Here is a 24,353-nt window from a genome sequence, read left to right on the forward strand (position 1 = left end):
CATGAGGATCTGCGTGCTCGGGGCTGGATCAATAGGCTCCCTCTTCGGGGCCCTGCTGGCGAGGGCCGGCAACAGGGTGGTTCTTATAGGGAGGGAGGAGCATGTCAGGGTAATAAATGAAAGAGGGCTCAGAATCGTTGGTACTGAAGATTTCACGGTATATCCGGAGGCTTTAACCTACGCCCCCGATGAGGAGCCTGATCTGATAATCCTCGCGACGAAGTCATACTCGACCTCGCACGCCCTTGACTGTGCCGCACGCTGCATCGGGAGGAGGACATGGGTTCTGAGCATCCAGAACGGCCTTGGGAATGAGGATCTCGTCCTAAAGCACACGAAAAACGTCCTCGGAGGAATCACAACAAACGGTGCGATGATGGTCGATTGGGGGACTGTCAGGTGGACGGGGAGGGGCATAACAACCATCGGCCTCTACCCAAAGGGCACCCACGGCTTCGTCGAAAGGGTGGCGGATACATTCGGTGAAGCAGGCATCGAGACGTACGTTACCGACAACATCATAGGCTGGAAATGGGCCAAGGTGATCGTCAATTCCGTTATAAATCCCATAGGAACCCTGCTGGAGGTTAAAAACGGCTTTATCCTTGAGGATGACTATCTTCAGGGGATTGCTGTGGAAATAGCGAGGGAGGGCTGCATAACGGCACAGCAGTACGGGGTGGAGTTCGAGGTTCATCCGCTTGAGCTCCTCTGGAGCACCCTTGAAAAGACGAGGGACAACTACAATTCCATGCTTCAGGACATCAGAAGGGGCAAAAAGACGGAGATAGACTACATAAACGGAAAAATCGTCGAGTACGCTGAGGGTATAGGGCTGAAAGCCCCGATGAACGCTCTCCTGTGGGCTCTTATAAAGGCAAGGGAGCGGAAGATAAATAAAGCGGAGTGATTATATCTCACCCGGGGGGATTGAAATGCCCATATTCGGTGGAAAGGAAAACAGTGTCTTTGGTGCTCTCAACAGGCACATGGAGGTTGTGGGAGCCACACTGGAAAAATTCAGGGAGATGATGGCGGCTTATCTCGATGAAGACCTGGAGAAAGCCAGAGAGCTGGAGGTTCAGGTGGGCAGGCTTGAGAGTGAGGCCGATTCTCTGAGGAGGGAAATAGAGACCATGCTCTATGAGGGGGCTTTTCTGCCTGCGAGCAGGGGAGATTACGTCAGGCTGTCGGAGGAAATTGACCAGGTTGCGGATGCTGCCGAAAGCGCGGCCCATACATTGATCCTTGCAAAGCCGAAGGTGCCGCTTGAGATAAAGGATGAGATTATAGCTCTCGTGGATGCTGCGCTCGAAACCTATGAAACCCTGATGGCGGGCGTGAAGAACCTCAACGTCGATGTGAATAAAGCATTGGAGTATGCCAAAAAGACGGAGGATGCCGAGGAGAGGGCCGATGAGCTTGAGTATGATGCAAAGAGGAAGGCCTTTGAAAGCGAGACGATAAGCACGTATGCAAAGCTTATATGGAACCAGATTCTGACGAAGATAGGGGACATAGCCGACAGGGCTGAGGATGCCTCTGATCAGGTGATGCTGATGGCAATAAAAAGGAGGGGTTGATATGAGGGTTTTGGTTGCTGCACCTTTGCATGAGAAGGCTTTTGAGGTTTTGAGAAATGCAGGTTTTGAGGTTCTTTACGAGGAGTATCCGGATGAGGAGAGGCTCGTTGAGCTTGTTGGGGATGTTGAGGCTGTGATAGTCAGGAGCAAGCCCAAGGTGACCCGGAAGGTTATCGAGGCCGCCCCGAAGCTCAGGGTCATCGGAAGGGCCGGCGTTGGTCTCGACAACATAGACCTTGAGGCGGCCAAGGAGAGGGGCATTGAAGTCGTCAACTCTCCCGGTGCCTCAAGCAGGAGCGTCGCCGAGCTCGCTTTAGCTCTAATGTTCAACGTCGCAAGGAAAATAGCCTTTGCCGACAGAAGGATGAGGGAAGGCGTCTGGGCCAAGAAGCAGTGCCTCGGAATGGAGCTTGAGGGCAAAACTCTGGGAATAGTTGGTTTTGGAAGGATTGGCTACCAGATAGCGAAGATAGCGAAAGCCATGGGCATGAACCTTCTCCTCTACGACCCGTATCCAAACGAGGAGAGGGCCAGAGAGGTGGGAGGAAAGTTCGTCGAGCTTGAGGAGCTCCTGAAGGAGAGCGACGTCATCACGCTCCACGTTCCCCTGCTGGATTCAACGTACCACCTAATCAACGAGGAGAGGCTGAAGCTCATGAAGCCGACTGCAATCCTCATAAACGCCGCCCGCGGCCCAATAGTTGATACGGATGCTCTGGTTAAGGCGCTCAGGGAGGGCTGGATTGCAGGGGCTGCGCTTGACGTCTTTGAGGAGGAGCCCCTGCCGAAAGGGCACCCGCTGACGGAGCTTGACAACGTGGTTCTAACGCCACACATCGGTGCTTCAACCGTCGAGGCCCAGATGAGGGCGGGCGTTCAGGTCGCCGAGCAGATAGTCGAAATCCTGAAGGGCTGATGCCCTTCTCCTTTCAAGATTTGCAGCATAATTCGAAACTTTTTTCATAAAGTCTGTCAGTATGGTGGTAATGTTTACCCGGAATGTTTGTCAGTATGGTGACAAACTTTTCTCGCTTTTTGACAGGTGATCTCAAGCTTTTTAATCCAAACATCGAATTTTAACTGGTGAACGCTGATTGTATGAGGATATCGTGGATTCAATCGTCGAGGCCATCCGTCTGGCGGTCACAGAGCTCCCTGAGGATGTTGTTGAAGCCCTTAAAAGGGCGTATTCTGAGGAAAGCGACAGGATAGCCCGCTTCAACCTGCGTAATATTCTGAAAACCGTTGAGATTGGAAGAAAAGATGGGATTCCAATCTGTCAGGATACCGGAACGCTCACATTCTTCGTCGAGGCCGGTGTTGAAAGCCCTTTTCTCGGCGAGGTTGAGGGCTGGATTGTCGAGGCCGTTAGGAGGGCAACCATGGAGATTCCGCTCAGGCCGAATGCCGTTGACCTGCTCACAAACAGGAATTCAGGAGATAACACCGGTCGTTTTGTCCCGGTAATACACTGGGAGCCCGTTGAAGGGGATTCGCTCAGGATTGCCCTCCTGCCCAAGGGAGGCGGAAGCGAGAACTGCTCGGCTCTGGCGATGCTATCCCCGGGAGAAGGCCGGGATGGGATAAAACGCTTTGTTATGGAGAGAATCAGGGAATGCGGGGGAAAGCCCTGCCCTCCGGTGATCCTCGGCATAGGCATCGGGGGCAGTGCCGACATGGCTCTACTCCTCGCCAAAAAAGCCCTCCTGAGGCCTCTCGGAGTGAGACATGAGAACGGAGAAATCGCCCGGCTTGAGGAGGAGCTCCTTGAGAGTGTCAACTCACTCGGGATCGGCCCGATGGGGATGGGCGGGAAGACCACAGCCCTGGACGTCAAGGTTGAGTATGCCCACAGGCATCCGGCCTCCCTGCCTGTTGGACTAATCGTTCAGTGCTGGGCTCACAGAAGGGCCTTTTTGGAGATTGAGAGTGATGGAAGCACCAGAATCTGGCAGTGATCCTGAACTTATCCCAGCCATCTCTGCAGGGTCTCCTCATCAAATAGCACCCGGAGCTCTTCGAGCATCCCCAAGCGCAGATACTCGTTTTCTTCTATCTTTTCCAGCCCTGCCCTGATATATTCCTTCCCGCTCTTTCCCCCGAGCTCATCCAGTATCCCGAGGAGTACGTAACCCATCCATCCTATGGCGTAGTTTGTGCCCTCGGCGAGCTCAAGTATTTTTTCGGAAGCCTCTCTGGCTCCGTCAAACCTTCCCTCCCCGATCATCGCCACCGCCCTCCTGAAGAGAGCATCTATTGCTCTACGGTAGTTTTTAGTCCTTAGGAAGTATTCAGCGGCTTTTCCAGAGCTTTCGGATGATGTCCTGAAATCCCTGAGGAAGTAGCTGACGATGCCGATCTGGATGTATCCGAGGTTCTCCATATAGGGCAGGCTGTATGCCTCCGCAACCTTCAGCCCCTCCCTGTAGTACCTGCCTCCCTTCTCAAGCTCCCCCATCTCGACGTAGAGGTAACCTATGTGGTATAGGATGAGGGACTCAAGCTCCGGATGAACGAGCGGATACTCCCGGATGGCTTCGAGCTCCTTGAATGCGTTTTCTATGGCCTCTTTGCGCTCCCTCTTAAACGTGTGCACCTTCGTAACCTCGATGTAGTAGCCGAGCCTCATGTAGGGGTCGTCCCTGTGGAGGAAAAAGAGCCCTTCCAGCTCCGAGAGGCATTCCTCTGCTTTCTCAATCTCCCCGATTTCGCAGTAAACATCGGTGAGCATCATGAGGACATCAAACCTGTGAAAGTCATCTTCAATCTCCTCTCTGACCTCAAGCCACAGCATGAGGGCCTTCTCAAAAAAACCCCCTGTTGAAATAAAGTCTCGCTATCTCCTCCCTCGCATAGGGAACTTCCCTGATTTTTTCGAGCAGTTTTTGATATGCAAGGGGAAAGTCGAGGGCAATCCTCCAGAACCTCCTTATCCTGATTTCGGTCATTTCTCCTATGAGCTCTCTGTCCCCCAGTCGGATTGCATACTTAAATGCCCTGAGGAAGTCCTTTGCCGTGTTCTTTTCCAAGAGATATCTAATGTATCCGAGGTAATACTCTCCGGCCGGTATATCCCTGATGCCGATTAAAAATCCCCTGAGCAGATCATGCACGTGATATCTTTCCCCTGTCCTTTCCACGAGGCCCTTATTCAGAAGGGAATAAAGGGTGAGAAAAATATTCCGTGCGTGTATTTCCCTCAGTGCGGACAGCTCGACAGGTTCATCAAAGAGTGAAAGGAGCTGAAGTACAGTTCTCTCCTCATTGCTCAGGCCCTGATAAACCTCCCTGAGAAGGTACTCGAATAGAAACGGGGAATCCATGGGTTTTGATGCTTCCGATACCAGAACCAGCATCAGGGGATGGCCGAGGGTAAAGTGATAAATCCTGCTGAATTCCCCGGGGGTTATGCCGGGCATCTTGAGGTTCAGAAGTCTGTATGACTCTTCACTGCTCAAACCCCTCAGATGTATCAGGAGAACCCGTTCATCGTAGCTTATCGCCGGCTTTTCCCGTGAAATCAGGATTAGCTTCCCCCTCTCAAGCCGGGAGGCCAGAAATCTTATCATGGAGCTAACATCGTCATCCCTGCATTTATGGAGGTCATCAAACACTACCGTGGCCTCTGTTCTGGTTATTCCTTCAAGAGCAAGCCCCCTGATTGTGGAGAGCTCCTTTCCACCGGCTCTCATGTACTCTATCATCGCCCGGAATCCACGGAGGTTCAGATAAAGTGCCAGCTGCCATGCTATATACTCCACGGTGTCTTCCTCGGTCATGGAGTGCCAGAATGCATCACCGAAAACCCTAGCACCGAGACTCGATTTCCCTATCCCCGCCATGCCGAATATCACGGCAACGGGATGATTGCCCTTGAGCAGCTCAACTTCCCTTTCCCTTCCCACAAAGCTCCCGGTTCCGGTTTTGGGAACCCTGCTCTCCAGCAGGGGCGGGGAATACTTAAAGCTCTTCTCCCCTATTTTTACGTCCATCCCCTCCGGGCTGAAGCTTATTTTGAGCTCGTCGGATTTGAGGGAATACACCTTGATGTTCTTTCCCCTGACCCTCATCCACTTCCCTTCCACGATGCCCGCCTTCTCAAGGGATCTCAGGCCTCTGGAAATCAGGGTTTCGTCCTTCTGGAGCAGCCTTGCTATCTCCCTCGTGTTTAGGGATGTGCCTCCGAGAAGTGAGATTATCTGGATATTCGTCTCATTCAGGAGTGACCTCAGAAAGGATACGTCATTCTGCAAACAAATCACCGGCTTCTGCTGCCTTATAAACCCGGGCCAGCTCTTTTAAGACCGCATCATACAGCCAAGGATGCTTTTTCAGCTTTTCTTTACCTCTTCTCAGGTACTCGGCTCCATCCTCACCTTTCAGCGATTTAGCCACGCCGAGAAAGATGTAACCCGCCCAGCCGAGGGGGTAATCCGTGCTCTGGGCGATTTTTATCATCTCCTCCGCATCCTTTTCACCCCTGTCCGGGAGATTCAGACCTATGTATGACAGGCATCTGTATGCGAGTGCATCAACAGCTCTGCGGTAGTTCCTGACCCTGAGATAGTATTCCACGGCTTTTCCCGCATGTTCCACGGCTTGTTTGTAGTCTCCTACAGTGAAGTGAGCCTTTGAGAGCTCCCCGTGTGCCAGGTGCTCCATGAAGGGCAGGCTGTATGCTCTGGCAATCTCAAGCGCGTGATGATAATATTTCAGACTCTCCTCCGGCTTCTCCATGCCCAGGTATATATCCCCGATGTGAAGGAGGACGAGACTCTCAAGCTCCGGATAGGGCTCCATCCTCCTTATAATCTCAAGCTCTTTAAATGCACTCTCAAGTGCCCCCTTGGGGTCATCCATGTAATATTTGAACTTTGTGAGCTCCACATGGTACCAGAGCTTGATTTCCAAATCCTCACTCTCATCGGCAATTTTTTCAAGCTCCCTAAGGTATTTTTCAGCCTCCTCAAAGTTTTCAAGCTCCATATAAACATCCGCCAGAGAACTCATCACATCCGCCCTGTGTATTCCCTCGAGCCTGTCCTCCACCTCAAGCCACAGCCTGAGCGCCTTCTCAAAGAAGCCCCTCTGGAAATAGATGTGACCAAGCTCCTTCCTGGCATATGGGTCATTCTCCAGCTGGAGCAGCACCTTCATATAGGCATCGGGAAAATCCTGAATGATTCTTTTGAACCTCCTCAACCTCAGTTCAATAAGCTCTCTGAACTTATCCCTGTCCTTGAGTCTGACCGCATATCTCAACGCCCTGAGGAAATCTTTGATGTTCCTCTTCTCTATCAGATAGTCGATATATCTGGAGCAGTACTCCCTTTCATCCACCTCCGGGGTTTCCTTCACAATGTTCCTGAGGAGATCATGGAGGAAATATAGCTCTCCCCTCTTCTCGACGAGTCCCTTGTTCAGGAGGGAATAAAGGACTACAAACGCATTTTTCTTGGGATAGACGTGTTTGATTGCTCCGTATTCAACAGGTTCATCGAAGAGTCCGAGGAGCTGGAGCATCAGCCTTTCATCCCTGTTCAGGGCCTGATAAACCTCCCAGAAAAGGAAGTCAAAAAATTTTTCCGGCCTGATCTCGTTTTTCTCAATGTATGCCTCTGCAAAAAGGTTCAGGGCGAGAGGGTGCCCCATTGTCAGCTGGTAGATATCTACAAAGTCGGTGAGGTCAATTTTAACACCTCTGGACTTTATCAGGGAATAGGCGGACTTTAAATCAAGCCCCTTAAGGCGGATGTAGGTTGCATCCACAATTCCAAGACGGGGTTTTTCCCTGGAGAGTATTACCAGAAGTCCATGTTCCATCCTTCCGGCAATAAATGCAAGAAGTCTCAGAATCTTCTCATCAGTGCACTTATGAAGGTCATCAACAACGAGTTTCATACCTGTGCTCTCAATGCCGTCGAGAACAAGCTCCAGTATATCCCTCTCCTCCCTTCCTCCTCCCCGCAGGTACTCCAAAAGGGTGGAGTAACCAGCACTGTTCAGAAAAAGACCTATCTGCCAGATGAAATAGTCAAAGCTGTCCGCTTCATTCACCTGATACCAGAATGCATCCCCGAAGACCCTGGCGGCGAGGGCGGTCTTTCCTATCCCGGCGATTCCGTAGATTACAATTACACGCTTTTCAGGAGAAGAAAGCAGTTTGATTTCGTCCTCTCTCCCGAAGAAGTTCTCGACCTTCGGTATTTTGCTTTCGGGAATCGGTATTTCGTATCTCCCATTCCTTGAGGTCTGGATAACGACCTCCCCCGGTTCAAAGCTTATCCTCACTTCCTCCACCTTGAGGCTGTAAACCTTTATGTTTTTATTTCCCGCCCGTATCCATCTCCCCTCGACAATCCCCAGTCTCTCAAGGAGCTTCAGCCTTCGGGATATGTCGCTTTCGTCCTTCTGCAGAATCCTCGCAAGCTCCCGGGGATTAAACGTCCCTGACCTGAGTATTGACAGAATCTGCAGATTGGTTTCATTGGACAGCGTTCTTATTATGGATGTGACCTCCATCGGCAGCCCTCTTCTTTACTTATGTAGCTTGATGTTTTTATATTAATCGCTTTGGTGTGGCAATCGAACCGGAACTGGGGCGTGTCTGAAATTATTGATTAGGTTATGCGGTTAGCCCTTCAGGCGGTTTTCCCTGAGGGTGCAAAAACTTCAGTAAAGCATCAAACGAAACAACCCTCTTAGACACGCCTGCCAGAACCGGAAAAATAAAATATAAAACCGGGGAAAACTAATCATGGAGGCCGGAGTTTTTAAGCAGTCTTAGGGCCTTCAGCTCGGTTAAATATGCCCTCCTCATGTATATCGCATACATCGCCGGGTTTAGGATGGGATTGTAGTTGCTGGCGGTGTTGAAGTATTCCTCAGCCTTTCTGTGGAGTGCCATGGCATCATCAATCGTGGTGGTGTTCGGAATGCCGGAAATAATCTCCTCGAATTTTTTGCTCATCCTGAGATAGCGGGCCTCCCACATAATCCCGAGCCTCATCCATATCCCTCTGCGGAGCTCCACGGTTCTCTGCATGTCCCTCTGCTCAAGGTTTATTCTGATAAGCGGGTCATCGAATACCACTATGTAGAGGACATCCCCGGATATTCTGAAGTATCCACGGGCGTTAACCTCTGCTGTTAAAGCATACCGGGTTCCGTTCTTTTCCGCTGTGATTTTCGTGGGTCTCATGCCGTGCAGGGGCACCGTCAGAACTGCATATCCTCCTCTGGAAACCTTCAGGTCGAGGGTGATTGTCTTTATCTTGTAGACAGTTCCACCCCTCGTTGCCATTTCATTGTCTTCATCAATTTCTCCAATCTCCGCACCGCTCCTCACGAGCAGCCATGGTGTGCTTCTGACTCTCTCGTCCACTGTTATGCTTCTGCCTGGAGGCAGCATGAAGGTCTGAACCGCACCCTTCAGGTGTATTGTCAGGCTTACAGTCCCGTTTCCTATCTTGACCTCACTCTCAGCCTCGCCCGGAATTATTGTTACAGTCGTGTTGTTGCCTTCAATTATCCTCACGCTCGTATTTACTGCAAAGATGACCGTGGCATTCCCTACGTTGCCCCAGACGTCGCTCGCACTCACCCTCAGCTCATGCCTTCCATCGCCGGCGTTTATCTCCGCAATCCATGTTCCGTTCTCGAACGTTAGGTTATACCTTCTTCCATCCAGCGCGGCTTTGACCCACGCTATCGGGGATTCATCCTCAACCCTCACGGTTATCTCCGTGATGTTGTGGTCGTATGTCCTGTTAGCCGGATAGATTATCTCCACGGCTGGCGGCCTGTCGTCAGGAACGTGGCTTGCGTTCCCGAAGAGGTTAACCCTCTGGATGAGGAGCAGAGTTGTGATGTTGTGGTCTATCGTTCCGGTTATGATTACGCTCCTCATGTAGGTTGCGTTTATCCACCCTGTTTCACTTCCGGCCGTCAGGTTTTCTGAATATCCCGTGAGGCTCCAGTTTCCGGTTGTGAGGCTTGAGATGCTCTCAAATTCGTCCGTGCTTATGGTGATTCCGGCGAGGGTTCCGTTCACCCACTCCCCAAACTCCCTCCTGAAAGGCTCCCAGGAGGTTGTGTTGTAGAATCCGAAGTATCTGCTGAAGATGTAGCTCTCGTTTCTCGTCAGGCTAACGTTTGCAAAGACCTCCACAGCCCTGCTAACGCTGGAGCTCAGATTGTATCCATCCCATACGGTGAGCGTCACGTTGTAAATTCCTCCTTGGGAGTAGATGTGCGTTGGAGTTGCCTCTGTTGAGGTGCATCCGTCACCGAAGTCCCACAGGTATCTTGAGATGCCATCGGGATCGCTGGCGTTGGAGACAAAATCCACGGTTAGATAGCTTGCGTTCCATGTGAAGCCAACCTGTGGGGGTTCATTTATTCTGAACAGCACGCTCCTGCTCACGTTGTACGAGACGTCCCATGCCCTGACCGTGAAGTTGTGCCAGCCATAGCTTAGCTTCACCTGACGGGAGAAATTCTCCGACGTCGATATCAGCGAGCCATCGAGGTGCGCCCTGATTCCGAGGGTGTCGTTATCCACAACCGTATAGTTGACCCACACCGTGCCGCTGTTATACACCTTCCCAGCTGGGCTCTCGATTAGTATCACCGGTGCCTTCGGGTTGAGGTAGACCCAGAGGGTGACGTTAGCCCTATTTCCGAACTCGTCCTCAGCGAATACCGTTAGTGTGTTGTTCCCGATGTTTAATGGTAACATCCCTCTCCAGATGCTCACATTCCCGCTCCTCGAAATCATCGTGAAGTTCATGCTCTCGTTCCCCGACGTTGCCCACACTGTAACGTTGCTCTCATCGGTTACTGTGACGTTGAAGAGAGGTATCTCAGGGTAAATCCCGCTCCCCGGCTCGACCTCTATAACCGGCGTCTCCCGGTCAATCCTGTGGGTGGCGTTTCCGAAGAGGATAGCCCGCTGGGTCAGTTTCAGGGTGGTGTAGTTCCAGCCGACGATTCCCACAATCGTGGCGTTCCTCTCGTAGGTTGCGTTTATCCAGCCGGTTTCAGAGGTTATTGAGAGGTTCTCCGTCCTGTTGAGGAGGCTCCAGTTGCCGATGTTCAATTCGATAACCTCGTCGAACCTCGAAGTATCAACCCCGATTCCCTTCAGGGTTTCGAGGCTCCAGCTCTCGAAGTCCTCCCTGAAGGGCCTCCAGTGGAGGGAGTTATAAAAGCCAAAGTCCTTTGAAAAGCTCAGGTTTTCACTTTCGCTCCCTGTGACGTTTAGATACGCCCATACGGTAGCATTGAGCCGGCTGACCCCTATCCTGTGGGAACCTGGCTCGTTGAGTTCAACCGTGAAGTTGAATAGCTTCCATGAGCCCGGCTCTATCCTCTCTGCCCTCCACTCCCTCTCTTCTCCATCAACCTTCAGCGTTGCGTTGTAAATGCCGGGTGCGTCTCCGGTGTTCGTGACGTTGAGGGAAAGCGTGACGTTGAATGGAACTATTCCCCACTCCGGCGATACGTTAAGTTCTTCCTCAAATCTCGGACCGAGGAGAACTGTAATATTTTCGCCCGTGGTAGAGTTCATGCCCTCATCGTCCCAGACTGTCAGGGAAACCTCATAAGTTCCCGGAACGGTGAATGTGTAGTTCACCTCCGCACCATCGAAGCTTCTGTTTCCTATCCTCCACAGGTACCTCACTATCCTCCCGTCGGGATCATAGCTGAGGGAGGCATCGAAGGTTACGGTTTCATTGACCAGAACGGGCTCTCTGTGCCTGATGAGGGGGACAGGGGGTCTGTTGACTACGAGCACGTAAAACTCAGGGGTGTTGAGGTCAAGGAGGTGTATTCCATCATCCTCAGACCACTGGGCAATCGGCATCTTTCCATCGCTTCTTATGAGAATGCTCCCGCTGTGTGGAACCTTCAGGTAAATCCATCCCCTCGTTTTTATCACGGGGATTATCCTCAGGACGCTGCCGTGCATCTCCTCCCTGAAATCACCCACCAGAACAGGGTAATCCCCGCCGGTGGAGTCGATAATCTTGTCCGGCTCACCGTCGCCGTCATCGTCAACGAGGAAGTCCATCATGCCGTCGTTCTCAGCTGTGTTGTTGAATGCCCTTACGAGGAAGTGCGTCCTGACGGTCCTTATCAGCGACGTTTCATTCCCGCCGAGCTCGTCGCTGTGTCTGAATGTGGCGTTGTAGTAGACGAAGTCCCCCGTAACCTCTGCAGTCATCAGCCATGCCGCCGTTGAGGACTCCCCCGGCTTCAGGTCGCCGAAGTCAACGGTCAGGCTGTTGGGAACCCTCTTCCCGTCCACGAGGGTTCCGATTATCCTGAAGTTTATGTAAACCCCGGGGTAGCTGGAGCGCTCTATCTTCGGCTGGGCCGAGGCTATCCTCAGGTTCCTTGCTTCCCCATAGCCTGTGTTTTTAACCCTCACTCCGAAGATGAAAGGCACCGGAGGCTCGATCTCAGGAGTGTATGGGTCATCCCCATAGACCTTTCTCGGGATTACGTAGTCGAGTTCAAGCTGCGGAACAGGTTCGACGTCTATCCTGACCGGCCATGTATCGTAAATGAGCGTCGTGTTGCCAACCTTTGCGGTTATCCTCGCCATGACGTAGTAGCGTGTCCTGAACTCCCCGGCCGCACCTACCTTCGGGATTATAAGCCACCTCATCCTTGCCTCCCCGTTTGGCGGAAGCTCTCCGTTAACCAGCCCGCTCTTCTCGTCCAGCCTCACGAAGAACCTGTCGTTTGCCCCGCTGAGGTTTGAGTCAAAGAAATCTATGCTAACGTTCACGTCCTCCAGCGAGTAGTTGGCGTTGGTGTTCGTGAACTTGAGCGATGCTCTGAATGCCTGCCTCTCGAAGGTTAGCCTCTGCTCTATGGTTATGATGAGGTCAATGCACATGTGAAGTGTGTTGGTTGTTTCGTCTGCTGTCCCGTCTTCAAGCGGCGAAAGCGGAATCCTCCTGCACACCCTCCCGCCGGCTACGCTTCCGACGTTACTGAGCTTAAAGCCTCCACACGATGAACAGGACTTTGTTGAGCTTACCGTTCCAGAGGATGCTTTCTTTACCGTCGGAAGACCCTCGCAGGTGAACTTGCCCACGCTCACGCTTCCTCCTCCGCTTCCTCCGCCACCGAGGTACTGATAATCTCCTCCGCCGAATGCCGCCACACCCACGCTCAGGGGATTCAAACTCCCAGAGCTCCGGGGAGGTGTGCATTCGTTGTGGAGCAGGCAGATCCCGCAGTTCAGGGCTGCCTGGGCAATGTAAGGGGGCAGGTCTTCCGCAGCCTTAATCAGGAGCTGAAGTATGTTGAGTCCCCCGGCAATGCTCTTGAATGCCCCTCCGAGGTTTGAGATGAGGCCGGTGGCTATGTTCGTCCCTATGTTCGTGGCTTTCTTCCAGTCCACCTGAACGTTGCCGTTGTTTATTTTGACAACTCCCATTGCGAGGGCGTAGGTTGGCTGGCCGTTGAGGTTGGTGGCGAAGCCAATAACCCTTCCATTCCGGTCTGTAATCACCGAGAGCTGGGTTGAGCTGATGGCATGGTAAGCGACGGGATTGCCGATGAAGAGGGAGGCGAGGTTGTTCTTGGCTCCGTTGAAGGTCTTTGCAAGGTTCTTGAGGTTTTCATCGCTCGGATTCATCCATGCCTGTCCGAGTGCATCGTACAGCCCTTCGAGGTTCCCAAGGGCTTCGCCCGCGAGGGCAGGTGAAACACTGGAAGGATCAAGGTTCCCCAGAGCATCTCCAACCTTCTGACCGAGGACTATGAAGCCAAGCTTTCCGGCGAGGAGCATGCCGGCCTTAAAACAGCCCTCGCACGTCGGTTTGACGACTATCTGGTGCACCTTCTGTGCCCTGAGGGTTATCTTGCCGGCCTCCTCGACGCAGATTATCCCTGCCTTGAGCTGGAACACCTTGGTCTCATGGAGGCACGGGTTGATTGGAGGGGAGCGGTGGTGGTATATCCTGATCACATAGGGTATGATGACGGTTTCTCCGGGCTTAAGCTCATCTATCTTATCCACGGCAAAATCGACGTCTATATAGTGACTTCCACCGGTCTCAAACGTGATGTTGTAGACGGAGACATAGCGGTGGGTGTTGGTAACCACCAGCTGGCCAGAAACCTCAGCAACGCCCACCTCGGCCAGCCTTTCGTAGTTGATCTGGATTTCAAGGTCCCCTCCCTGACTTACAATCTCCGGTGCGGGGACATAGGTGGTGTAGCCAATCTCGTGTTTTATCAGGTAGACGTCCTGTATCGTAACCGGAACCACTTCCCACTCGACCTGAAGTATTGAGGGCATGAGCACTGCCCTGACATTTCTCTCCACCCCTGCCTCGATGGTAACCTTCTCGCTGAAGGTGTAGTGGCTCTCCTCTGATACGAAGAGGGTGTAGTCTCCAACGGGCACGTCGGTGAATGTTATGGTTCCGTTGTTGGCTGTTTCGCCTTCGAACTGTGCATATTCGTTCGTCAGGATGACCTTTGCACCGGATAAGCGCGTGCCGTTGGTATCTGCCACAATGACAGTGAGGCTTCCCCTGCCCTCGGGGGTAACGGTTACCCTGAGCGGCACCTCGACGGTTCTGTAGTTTGAGGAGCTTATCTCTATCTTTCCGTTGAAAACTCCGGTGATGTTGGCCGGTGGAACGATGTAGAGGGCTATCGCTGCCGTTCCTCCGGGTTCAAGCTCCGTGAAGTTACTCACAACCCTGACCCAGGGTATCGAGGAGGCAACGCTAACATTCCTCAGGGTCTCGAAGCCGGCGTTCCTGATCTCAATGCTCCCGCTCCCGCTTTCATTGGCCAGAATTCCGATATCCAGGGAGCGTGGCTCCACTAAAAGAACCGGCGCGGGCGGGAGGACTTTAACCTCAATGGTGAGGTTCCTCTCGACGACCCTTCCGAGCTGAACCGTCCTGAAGGTTACGGTTATCGTTCCATTTCTTGCGTTCTCACTTGAGAGGCCTATTTCGAGCCATGTAGTTCCCGGCTGAATCTGAAGCTTTTCTGGGACTGTAACTTTGTATTCAGATGGCGCATCCACCGAGACGCTGACGTTGGACTCCTTCCAGTAGTTTCTGAGCCTTATCCTCACTGTTCCGTTGAACTCCCTCGGAACCGTTACGCGGTAGACCTGCGGGGAGACGTCAATACCAACTATATCGAACGATGCATCGGATTCAAGAGCTTCAACGTCTGGATGTGTGGCGCTCACGATAAAGTGTCCCGATTCACCGTGAAGGGGCTCGAAGGTTAGCCTGAACCTCCCGCTCTCGTTGGTAACCACGAGATACTGCCTCACGAAGCCGCCCCTGGCTATCGAGACCTTAACCGGAACGTTGGGAAGCAAACCGCTGGCGTTGTGTGCTTCGCCCCTGATGACTATTTCCTCTCCGGCCTCAAACACAGGTTCTACCTCCACCCCTGCATTGTAGGGAGGCTCCTTCGTCTCGACCGCAGCACTCCTCCTGAAAATTCCAACGTCCGTGAATACCGTGGCGTTGAAGTGGAGCTCATCCGGAGCGTCGAGCGGGACGGTGTACTCAAAGGAAGCGCTCGCCGAGAGGTTTGGCTCGACGATGAGGTTGGCACTCCTTCTCATTCCGAGAACTTCAAACATCCCCACCCTGAGGGGTGCCGAGCCCGTGTTCCTGAAGGTCACGGTTACCCTGGCCCTGCTCCCCCTGACGAAGTTCTCCGTGAAGACCATGACGGGATTAACCACCGGGTCGCGCACCTCAACGCTTTTCTCGGAGTAAAGCCCTTCGAGGGAGTAAGTAATGTTCCACTCTCCCCTGCTGGCGGGAACTATGCGGTACCTCAGCGTTGTGCTCTCGTCGGGCATAAGAACCGGTGTCTCTCCGAGGGGTTCGCCGGTAATATTGCCGAGGGTCAGTATTCCCCTCGATGTATCGAGCGGTGCGGAACCGAGATTCCTGAGGCTAACCTCCACAAGTCCGGGGAGCCCCGTGTAGAGCTTTCCGACTGTTATTTCGGGTTCCTTACCTTTTTCAACTTCCACCGGCAGGTAAGAGCGGCTTGAGGAGCCGTTGACCTCTATCCCGGCCGCTATAGCCTCCGTTCCCTCCGGGACTGTGAGGATGAAGTTCAGGGTGGTGTTGCCCCTTCCGAGCGTTACCTCCCTCCTCTCGCTTGCCAGCGTGTTTCCGAGGGCATTTACGAATTCTAGGGTCAGACTGGCTTCGGCATTTCCATCGAGGTTCTCAAGAACCACCGTGATGTTGGCTGGATAACCTTCAACGAGCTTCCCGGGTTTCAGGATTGCCCTTACAGGGAATAGAGTGGCAGGCTCGCTCTCCTGTCCCGCGAAGTCCACGGCTGTGACGCTGTAATTCAGGCTTCCGGTGTATGCACCCCTGAAGCGGGTCAAGGCAATGGGGACCTCATTCACCCTCACCCCGTCTTTATAGACATAATACCCCGCTATATCCTCACTTCCGCTTGGAAGCCAGCTCAGTTCAACGTAGCTGCCGTTGACAACGGCCGTAAGGTCAGAAGGCGGTGAGGGTATCCCGTTCACGGTGAACCATACTCCGTACCGTGCGGTGTTCCCGGCTCTGTCCCCGGCAGTAACGACGAGGTAGTAGCTCCCGTCGGCTGTAATGCTCCCTCCCGTGAAGGGAATCCCGTTGATTGTGACCCTGTAGCTGGCGAGGTTCTCGTCAAAGACGTTTATCTCAGGGGTGATGCTCCCGTTGTAAGCTGTTCCGTTTATGATGTTCGTTGATATCTCCGGCGGCTTCCTGTCGAGAACGAAGCTGAATGAGTAGTTTGCTCCGTTACCGGCCCTGTCGTAGGCAATAACCAGTGCGGTGTAGTTCCCATCCTCCAGCGGTGAGGAGTTCTGGAAGACCAGCCATCCCGAAGAGAAGGTCGTGGAGCCGTCAACCTCAACTCCCGAGCGGTAGAGGCGGAGCTCGCTTCTTGTGACATCGAGGCCTGCTCCAGCATCCCTCAGGAACGCTCCTATGATGGCCTCTCTCGTGAAGCTCCCGTTCTCCGGATATGCCTGAACGAGCTCCGGCGGCTCATCGTCTGTTATGAACACGTCTATAGCCCTCTCGTTGTTTCCTTCCTCCCTCTCCTCCACTTCATCCGATACATCCACCGCAGCTTTCAGCGTGTACCTTCCGTAGCGGGCCTTCCAGGCCTTCGGGAAGTTGAGGGTTACTCTCTCCCCTGCGGAGATTCCGGAGACCCTCTTCAGGGCGACCAGCGATGAGTTGGCGTATATTCCAACGTAGAACCCCTCCCTCGTTGTGTTGCCTGCATTCGCTATCGTAACCGTGAAGCTGAGGAACCCGCCGGCCTTTGCTTCGCCTGAATAGGTAAGGTTCTCAACCCTTAGGTCCGGGACAGGAACGTGCATCAAAATGCTAACCGAGTTGTCCCCCTCGTTCCACTCCCTCAGTGAGTTGTATGGGTCAAGGATGGCGGTCAGGTTGTAGGTTCCTCCCTTCACCGTCCAGTTCAGGCTAACGTTGGCCTCCCCTCCGGGAGATATGCTCTCAACATATACACCTCCCAGTATCCTGTCCCCCGCTTTCAGGGCCGCATAGAAAATGCCGCTCTCGAAGTCTCCGTCGTTCCTCACCCTTATCGTAGCCTCTGCGGTGTCACCGGGATACTCAAACCTGCCGGGGCTCAGTGAAACGAGCACCAAATTGGGTGCCCTTACGTGGACGGTTCTGCTGAGCTCGTTGTTGTCCTCCCTGAGCTCGGTTATTGAAGAGTAGTAGTCCGCTATCAGCCTGAGTGTTGAATCGCCGGGATATGGTCTTATCTTTATCCCCACGGTTATACTCTCGCCGGCTCCAAGGGAATCGACCCACCTTCCGCCGAGGTATCTGTCATCCTGGAAGAGGGCAATGAAAAAGCCTCTCCCTATCCCGATTCCCCCTGCGTTTCTTATTGTGGCGTTTATGGTGAAGTGGCCGTTGGCATTAAGCTCGGGGATTGAGAGGCTCTCAACAGTTATGTCGGGCAGCTCTATGCTAACCTCCGTGCTCACCTCATTGTTATCCTCGTTGCTCTCGGGAACGGCGTTGTAGGGGTCGACCGCTATGGAAATGTTGTGCGTGCCACCGATGTTAAAGCGCCATCTCAGGGTCTTTTCAACGGTTTCTCCGCTCATTAAAGAGCTTACCCAGACGCTCCCCTTCAGCTCACCGTCGACGTAGAGCCCTATATGGAAGCCCCTGTAGGTGTCCCCGCCGAGGTTCGTGACGTTGACGAGGAATGTGAGGTATCCCCTCGATATGTCCTCCTCCACCCATCTCCAGCCCGATATCGCAAGCTCCGGCGTTTCAATCCAGTAGCTTCCAGAAACGGCGTTGTTGTCCTCCCTTGACTCGCTTATCTCATTGCCGGGGTCTGCAACCACTGTGATGTTTGCCTCACCCACCCTGTCCACGTACCACCTGTACCTTATCGTCCTGCTCTCGTTGGCACCCATGCCGTAAACCGTCAGGTACCCCAGTTCCCCGCTGATGTTGAAGAGAAGGGAGAACGGGCGGTATATAGCCTCACCAAGGTTTCTGAGGGTGACATTTACATCAACCCACTTCCCGTAGGCTAAGGGTCCAACGCTCAGATTGCTAAGATCGAAGTCAGGGGTTCCAATCGAGCCAAGGTCTGCGGTTAGGTTGTTGTTCCTCTCATCGAGTTCGGGAACGCGGCTGTAGTAGTCCACAAACACCCTGAGCGTCAGGTTGCCCGGTTTCGCGTTGTACCATGTCCATCTGAATTCCTTGGTTTCGTTTTCGTTGAAGTACCAGCTGGAGGGATAGCCGGAGCCTGAGGCAATCATTGCACTCCCGTTCCAGACCTCAAATCTGACCGTGAAGGAGCGGTAGAAGCTCTGGCCTGTGTTCCTGACGTAGGCCTTGAAGGTTACCCTCTCCCCTGAGGTGAAGTTGTAGGGCTCCCATGTCACGCCGAGAGGAACAAGCTCCGGCAGACCGAAGGTCAGGTTCGAGATGGTGACGTTGTTGTTGAGCTCGTTGCCTTCAATCCATACGTCGGTGGGGTCGGCGGCGAGAGTCAGGTTGTGTATTCCCGGTTTCGGGTGGTAATAGAGCGTAATTTCTTTGGTTTCACCGCCTGAGAGCCTGTAGATGGAGGCTGAGCTCTCACCGCTCCCGTTGTCATAGAGGTAGGTGCTTAGATAATTCGAGAAGTTCCCTCCAAGGTTAGTCACGTTTGCTTTTATCCTGTAACTTGCCCAGAGGTAGGCGGTTCCGTTGAGAATCTCCTCCGGAACCGAATAGCTGGTTATTGTGAAGTCTGGCTTTGGCACGTGCGCGATAACCTGGGCGAGATTGTTGCTCTCATTGGATTCAACCCACCTCCCTGAGGGGTCTATGGTGGCGTTTATTACGTTGAGCCCTCCGTTGAGGTAGATGCGAATACTTTTCAGGATGCTTTCATTGGGTTTCAGGGTCAGGGGGGCAAGCTCATAGTTCTGGTAGAATACCGAACCCCTCTCATCCTCAACGGTTATCCTGAGCCACAGGTCTGTGAGGTAGTAGGAGTTCCTCACGCTCAGGGTTGCGTTTCCAGCGTTCTTCACAGTGAAGTTGATATACCTGTATTCGCCGGCTGAAAATTCGGGGACGCTTATCTCCACGGTTAAGTCGGGGTATCCTGTGGTGTAATTCGCCTGAAACGTGTTATCCGAGTAGGAGGTTTCGTTTATGTAGTGATATTTGTTGACCACAAACTCAAAAGCCGTTCCGGGTGCCTGCAACCTCATCTCCAGAGTCCCGGTGGCTGTGTCATTGGTTCCTATTATTCCACCTATGTCCACAGACCTGTAGGAGTAGCCCGCTGGAATCACCGTTATCCTGAGGGGATATGATGTGGCGTTGAAGGGGGCTCCTATGTTCTTCAGGGTGATGTTTATCCGAACATCGCCCACAGTGTTATCCGGAAACTCAACGGAATCTATGACGAAGTTGGGCAGCGGCACATCAAGCGGGTAGTTATAGGCGTTGTTGCTTTCATTGGTCTCAGGTATATAATTCCTGCTATCGGCCACAAAGGTGATGTTGTGCCTTCCACCGTTAATCATAGGGCTGAGAATCACCCACCTTTCTTCTCCCCTGGCCAGACCACCGTAAATGTAGGTGTAGTCGTCTCTTAGGCCTCCCTCCGTCGCTATCTTGAAGTAGCCAGAGAAATCCTCTCCGAGGTTCTTTACGGTAACGTTGAATGCCGCCCTGCTCCCCGCCATTCCGTCAAAGCTGATCAGCGTTACGTTGGTTATCACAATATCAGGCCCATTGACGAAAACCTCCTCCGTGAGCTCGTTGTTGTTTTCATTAGACTCCGGAATGTCATCATAGGGGTCAACTACTGCCGTCAGGTTGACCCGGCCGATGCGGGAGGGACGCCATGAAAGGCTCACGTTTCTTCTGCCGCTATCTGAAATGTACTCCGAATCCCTGCTCCAGCCATTTTCATAAAGCTTCACGAGAACCGTTCCGGCATAGCAGCCCCCGAGGTTGTCTATGGTAACGTTCACGGTGTATGTGTTTCCTGTGGTAGCGTTCAGAGGTGCGTAAATCGCTTCAACAATGAAATCAGGGGGATATATCTCCCTTTGGTATGAGAGATTTACGGTGTTATCGTCTTCGTTCTTTTCCCTTACCCCATTCTCAGGATCAAGGAATATGGCTATTCCTGTTATATTTCCGGGCTTTATCTCCGGCTGGAGAACGACTTCCCTGACTTCCCCTGTTTTCAGGCCCCAAACAGTCCTTCCATCCTCAGATGGTGTGTCGTTGGCATAGAAGAGAAGGGCCCTTACGTTAAAATTGCTCCAGTTGGCGTCTCCATCATTGGTGATGTTGAGGGCTATTGCGGCATAATCTCCGGTGCAGTTGGGAATCTCCACGGAATAGTTTGCTATTCTGAAATTGGGCATTGGCAAGTTGTATGCTCCTATTGGATGATAGTTGTTCGAGGGGTCTGTATCTCCCCTGCTTTCTATTTTAATCCCGAGTCTGTAGCTCCCTCCCTGAACGTGCCAGTACATGCTCACATTGGTTGTTCCATCTGCAAAGCTGTATCCGGGCACATAACTGCGTATAGCCGTCTCATTGTCCATCAGAAGCTCCACAGCAACATTTTCGGGATGCTCTGATGTTGTTCTCAAAGTCACATCTACCTTTATGTAACTATCAGTTTTCACATCGCCGTCAACTGTGACGTTCTCTATCCAGTAATCACCCGGCCATATGCCTATACTCCCAATGTTGTTGTATCTGTATTCATCATTCAGCTTCTCCTCCTCATCCGCAACGGCCTCGATATACATATCACCAATCGGCAGCGTGACGGAAACATCCGTTTCCGAGCCTCCTGAAAGTCCCGCCACGGGAGCCTTCAGGACTGTGGGAGAAATTTCAGGAAGTTCAACCTCAAAGCTCTTCATTTCTCCCTTGGGGACTCCTTTCCCACCCATGGCAGCCTTTGAATGATATCCCGCAAAAAGGTCATAGCTGTAACCGGAGTAGTTGAGCTTTAGGTAGCTCCACCTGATTGTTCCATTTGCAAATATGACCACCTGAAAGTGAACTGGATGCCCTGAAGAATCGTAATCGTCATATGTGGAGCCGAACCACTCAATAACAACCCTGTCTAGGAATCCGACAACCGCAAGATAGCCATCTTCGGTCTCAAGGTCATCATCGAGGGCAAAGATGATGTCACTGTTCCGGTAATCCCCATCGGCATGAAGACCGTAGTAGTCCCTAACCTGCGGCAGCTCCCACCGTTCAAGAAGCTCTATAACCCCGTTTGTGTTTATTGAGATGTTCTCTATATATCTGCCAAAGTAGTTCAGGGTGAATGGCAGCCTGTAGACAATATAGCCATCATCGGCTTTCAGAATGGCACTCCCGTTTGTGATATATGCCCCGGAGTACACTTCATGAGCCTGCACTAAATAGCTGCTGAGATTCACCCAGCTGAAGGGAATTTCCCGAACATCGGGCGGGTTGGGAGGTCTAACAGCTCTAAAGCTAACGTTGAATGCTCCGGTATCCGAGCCCCTGTTTATCAGGTGTGCGTGCACCTCCATGTGGGTGCTGTTTATGTATGCGTATGCGAGGGAGGTAACGGCTATATCAGGTTTGTCAGGGTTTTGAGCTGGGGCAGGGGGCGAACGCTGAGGGGTTTCCATCTTTCCCTGTTTTGCAATGGAAGGATAGGAGAACATGGAGAAAAATATAAGAACCATAAGGGCAAGGGCAGCCTCCCTTTCCCTCTTCATCTTTCTCACCACCTCTCTTTTTTGAGAGCCTTTTGAATTTCCGCCATCAGATAGGCTTCCTCAGCCCGGAGGACTTTAACAACAGTCTCCCTGTCAAGGCCGGTGCTCCTGCTGATGTACTCCACGAGTTCCTGTTTTATCTCCCGTATCATCCCCCTCCCCTCTTCAGAGGGATGTTGAGAAATACCAGCCCCAGCAGGGAAATCCCCACCAGCACAAGGAAAAATGAATTCCTGCCGCTTTTTCCGGTGGGCAGAACATACCTCAGGCTGCTGTCCTCAAACCTTATGTTTCCTGCATTCCCGGGAAGGACAACCGTTATCGTCTCAACCAGCCTTCCCTGTCCGCCAAAGAGGGGCTGAACGGAGGTGAGGACGACTGTGTTTCCGGTCTGGGAGGAGAGGGTTAAATCTCCCTCACCGAGCCTCAGCTCCCAGTAGGAACCTCTATTCACAGCGGCTCCAAGTATAGTATATGTTGCTTTTATCCTGTTGTTCGTATCATCCCACTCGATTTTCATGTTTCTGTACTCCGCATCGCTTCTCCTGTTCTCAAATTCCCTCTTGAGCATGTATGCTGTTGGATATGCCTGCTTCATCTGGAGGTAGAGGTTTGGTGTAAACTTCCAGACCTCAGTTACGTGGGCGTTCCCGCTTTCATCGATCACGGCCTTCATAGTGCCATCAATCTTGTACTCGACTATCTTAACCTCCTGGGCCAGAGCAAGGGGAAGCAGGAGGAGGAAAATCAAAACCAGAACCTTCATCTTCATCTTTCCCACTTTTATCACCTCAGCTTGAACGTGCTAACGATCTGCTCCCCAAGCTGGTTGTACTCTTTTCTCCCTGCAGGGAAGTCATAGACGACTGCAAAACCCACGTTGTTGGCCGTGAAGTACCTGGCCACCGCGGAATAATCCCCATAACCGGTGTTGATGGTGTAAATAACTGTGTATACCGTCTGTCCGGCTATGCTCGCCTGGGTCTCCTGCCTGTCCTTTATCGTTGCACCAGTTCCGCCCAGACTTTGTTCGAATGCTCCTATCATGTCCTGAACGCCGGCGCCTTCAGAGTAAATCACCATGAATTCAAAGTCACCATCCGGACTAACCAGATATGTGTAGCCACCGTAATCTTCGGGGGCATTCCAGCTGGCTGGGTAGTCAAAGGAGAAGTATTCTCCGATGTAGGTCTTCCACTGAGCCTGCATGCCTCCGCCTGTATTCCCTGTGTTGCCTCCTCCGCCGGTGTGCTGCAGGGTTATCCCCCACTTGCCCAGGATATCCGCCGGCAGCTGGGGAAGCTCCGGAGGAACTATACCTTTCGAGTGCTCTTCGGCGATATCCACTATTACATGAGGGCCGCTCATGGCCTTCTGCCAGCTCTTTTCAACTCCAATTTTCACGGCTTCCTGAAAGGATACGCCGGAGTTGATTGCTGTAGCCTCGACGGGAATCACAGTCCCGCTTGGCAGCTGTATTAGAGGGAAAGCGTGTCCGGGTATCAGAACGATATACGCCTTAAGCCCCTGGGACATGGCGAGGGAGGCAAACCATATTGCCAAGTCGATGCACGTTCCGCTCTTATCCCGTATAACGTCCCTTGGGAACATTATATGTTCGGCAAACTTCCCTGTCCAGTACCCTTCGCCTTCTGTCTTGTACGAGAACCCGTTCATAACCGCTAATGCCCACATGCCGCTGAGGCTTTTAATCGCCTCATCGTCGCTTAAACTTGCCCCTGCACCTCCGGCAAGCTTGTTTCCCATATCGGCGAATTCCCTGACAACGGGGTCACTCGGCGTAACCCACGCCGCCAGCAGGGGAGCATTGCTGAATGTATCATAAAAGCTTCCTGTGCTCTCTTCGGGCCTGAGGAAGGAAAACACGAAGTCGTTGACACCGAGAATGCTGAGGGACTTTGTTATGGTTTCTTCCCGGGTTTTCCCGTCGACCTCATAGGTTATCTTTATCCTCAAATTTGAAGGTGTCGCTGCCGTCAGCTTTGTGACCTCGCTTGAGAGGATCGGATAGTAAAGGTCGACTATCGTTCCATTTGGCACAAGGAGAGGATAGCTTTTTTCAGTTCCGGGAGCGTAGTTATCAATCGAGTACGTTATCTTTATGTTCTCTATTGCACCGTTTCCCGAGTTGTGGAGAACAACCTTTGCCACCCAGAAGCCGAGCTTGGGATTTCCGTAGACCTTGTATGCCCCTGAAATTATCTGCTCCCTGGCGTAAACCTTGTACTCAAGCCTTCCCTTTCCACTCCCGCCAAAAATACCGGCGTATGCAGCCGCTGAAGATACAAGCAGGAGTACCAGCACAGCAGAACCCACAATTCTCATTCTTGCATCCATGAAATCACCTGAAGGGTTATACGTGCAGGTTGTACTTAGGGGCTGGGTTTGATGATTTTTGTCAAACCCAAAAGGAATTTAAGAGGAGTGCC

General features: G+C 52.5%; 11 protein-coding genes. 4 read left to right on the forward strand and 7 right to left on the reverse strand.

Going from position 1 to position 24,353, the window contains the following annotated elements:
• The first annotated feature begins 1 nt into the window (after position 1).
• The 4 genes from ACYQ27_RS02255 (at position 2) to ACYQ27_RS02270 (ending at position 3,541) form a co-directional block, all read left to right on the forward strand.
• Positions 2 to 910 (forward strand): 2-dehydropantoate 2-reductase, encoded by a 909-nt coding sequence (locus ACYQ27_RS02255; protein ID WP_456453413.1) that lies wholly within the window; start codon positions 2 to 4, stop codon positions 908 to 910.
• A gap of 25 nt (positions 911 to 935) precedes the next feature.
• Positions 936 to 1,583, forward strand: a complete 648-nt coding sequence (locus ACYQ27_RS02260; protein ID WP_456453412.1) for a TIGR00153 family protein — start codon at positions 936 to 938, stop codon at positions 1,581 to 1,583.
• A gap of 1 nt (position 1,584) precedes the next feature.
• Positions 1,585 to 2,499 (forward strand): hydroxyacid dehydrogenase, encoded by a 915-nt coding sequence (locus ACYQ27_RS02265; protein ID WP_456453411.1) that lies wholly within the window; start codon positions 1,585 to 1,587, stop codon positions 2,497 to 2,499.
• Between the two features lie 178 nt (positions 2,500 to 2,677).
• Positions 2,678 to 3,541, forward strand: a complete 864-nt coding sequence (locus tag ACYQ27_RS02270) for a fumarate hydratase (RefSeq protein WP_456453410.1) — start codon at positions 2,678 to 2,680, stop codon at positions 3,539 to 3,541.
• 8 nt (positions 3,542 to 3,549) lie between these two features.
• Here ACYQ27_RS02270 and ACYQ27_RS02275 read toward each other — a convergent pair whose 3' ends face one another.
• From ACYQ27_RS02275 to ACYQ27_RS02305, 7 genes are all read right to left on the reverse strand, one after another.
• Positions 3,550 to 4,377 carry a tetratricopeptide repeat protein gene (locus ACYQ27_RS02275; protein ID WP_460040923.1) on the reverse strand — a complete coding sequence of 276 codons (828 nt, stop codon included), beginning with the start codon at positions 4,375 to 4,377 and terminating at the stop codon, positions 3,550 to 3,552.
• Positions 4,378 to 4,387: 10 nt separating this feature from the next.
• A complete protein-coding gene (locus tag ACYQ27_RS02280; protein ID WP_460040924.1) occupies positions 4,388 to 5,836 on the reverse strand; it encodes an ArsR family transcriptional regulator in 1,449 nt (482 codons plus the stop codon).
• Complete coding sequence (locus ACYQ27_RS02285) at positions 5,826 to 8,105, reverse strand: tetratricopeptide repeat protein (protein ID WP_456453408.1); 2,280 nt, start codon at positions 8,103 to 8,105, stop codon at positions 5,826 to 5,828. The genes ACYQ27_RS02280 and ACYQ27_RS02285 overlap by 11 nt, the downstream gene beginning before the upstream one ends.
• 229 nt (positions 8,106 to 8,334) lie before the next feature.
• On the reverse strand, positions 8,335 to 21,903 hold the full coding sequence (locus tag ACYQ27_RS02290) for a CARDB domain-containing protein (protein WP_460041766.1): 13,569 nt from the start codon (positions 21,901 to 21,903) through the stop codon (positions 8,335 to 8,337).
• A gap of 5 nt (positions 21,904 to 21,908) precedes the next feature.
• A complete protein-coding gene (locus ACYQ27_RS02295) occupies positions 21,909 to 22,055 on the reverse strand; it encodes a hypothetical protein (RefSeq protein ID WP_456394270.1) in 147 nt (48 codons plus the stop codon).
• Complete coding sequence (locus tag ACYQ27_RS02300; protein ID WP_460041767.1) at positions 22,052 to 22,675, reverse strand: hypothetical protein; 624 nt, start codon at positions 22,673 to 22,675, stop codon at positions 22,052 to 22,054. The genes ACYQ27_RS02295 and ACYQ27_RS02300 overlap by 4 nt, the downstream gene beginning before the upstream one ends.
• 14 nt (positions 22,676 to 22,689) lie before the next feature.
• Positions 22,690 to 24,261: a cysteine protease gene (locus ACYQ27_RS02305; protein ID WP_456453407.1), complete on the reverse strand. Its 1,572-nt coding sequence runs from the start codon at positions 24,259 to 24,261 to the stop codon at positions 22,690 to 22,692.
• Positions 24,262 to 24,353: the final 92 nt, after the last annotated feature.

Source organism: Thermococcus atlanticus (genome assembly GCF_054657855.1).

What these genes read in the sequence shown, in the direction of transcription:
- ACYQ27_RS02260 (WP_456453412.1), top strand. Translation starts at nt 936, where the DNA reads ATGCCCATATTCGGTGGAAAGGAAAACAGTGTCTTTGGTGCTCTCAAC.
- ACYQ27_RS02290 (WP_460041766.1), bottom strand. Translation starts at nt 21,903, where the DNA reads ATGAAGAGGGAAAGGGAGGCTGCCCTTGCCCTTATGGTTCTTATATTT.
- ACYQ27_RS02295 (WP_456394270.1), bottom strand. Translation starts at nt 22,055, where the DNA reads ATGATACGGGAGATAAAACAGGAACTCGTGGAGTACATCAGCAGGAGC.
- ACYQ27_RS02305 (WP_456453407.1), bottom strand. Translation starts at nt 24,261, where the DNA reads ATGGATGCAAGAATGAGAATTGTGGGTTCTGCTGTGCTGGTACTCCTG.
- ACYQ27_RS02255 (WP_456453413.1), top strand. Translation starts at nt 2, where the DNA reads ATGAGGATCTGCGTGCTCGGGGCTGGATCAATAGGCTCCCTCTTCGGG.
- ACYQ27_RS02265 (WP_456453411.1), top strand. Translation starts at nt 1,585, where the DNA reads ATGAGGGTTTTGGTTGCTGCACCTTTGCATGAGAAGGCTTTTGAGGTT.
- ACYQ27_RS02300 (WP_460041767.1), bottom strand. Translation starts at nt 22,675, where the DNA reads ATGAAGATGAAGGTTCTGGTTTTGATTTTCCTCCTCCTGCTTCCCCTT.
- ACYQ27_RS02275 (WP_460040923.1), bottom strand. Translation starts at nt 4,377, where the DNA reads ATGCTGTGGCTTGAGGTCAGAGAGGAGATTGAAGATGACTTTCACAGG.
- ACYQ27_RS02285 (WP_456453408.1), bottom strand. Translation starts at nt 8,105, where the DNA reads ATGGAGGTCACATCCATAATAAGAACGCTGTCCAATGAAACCAATCTG.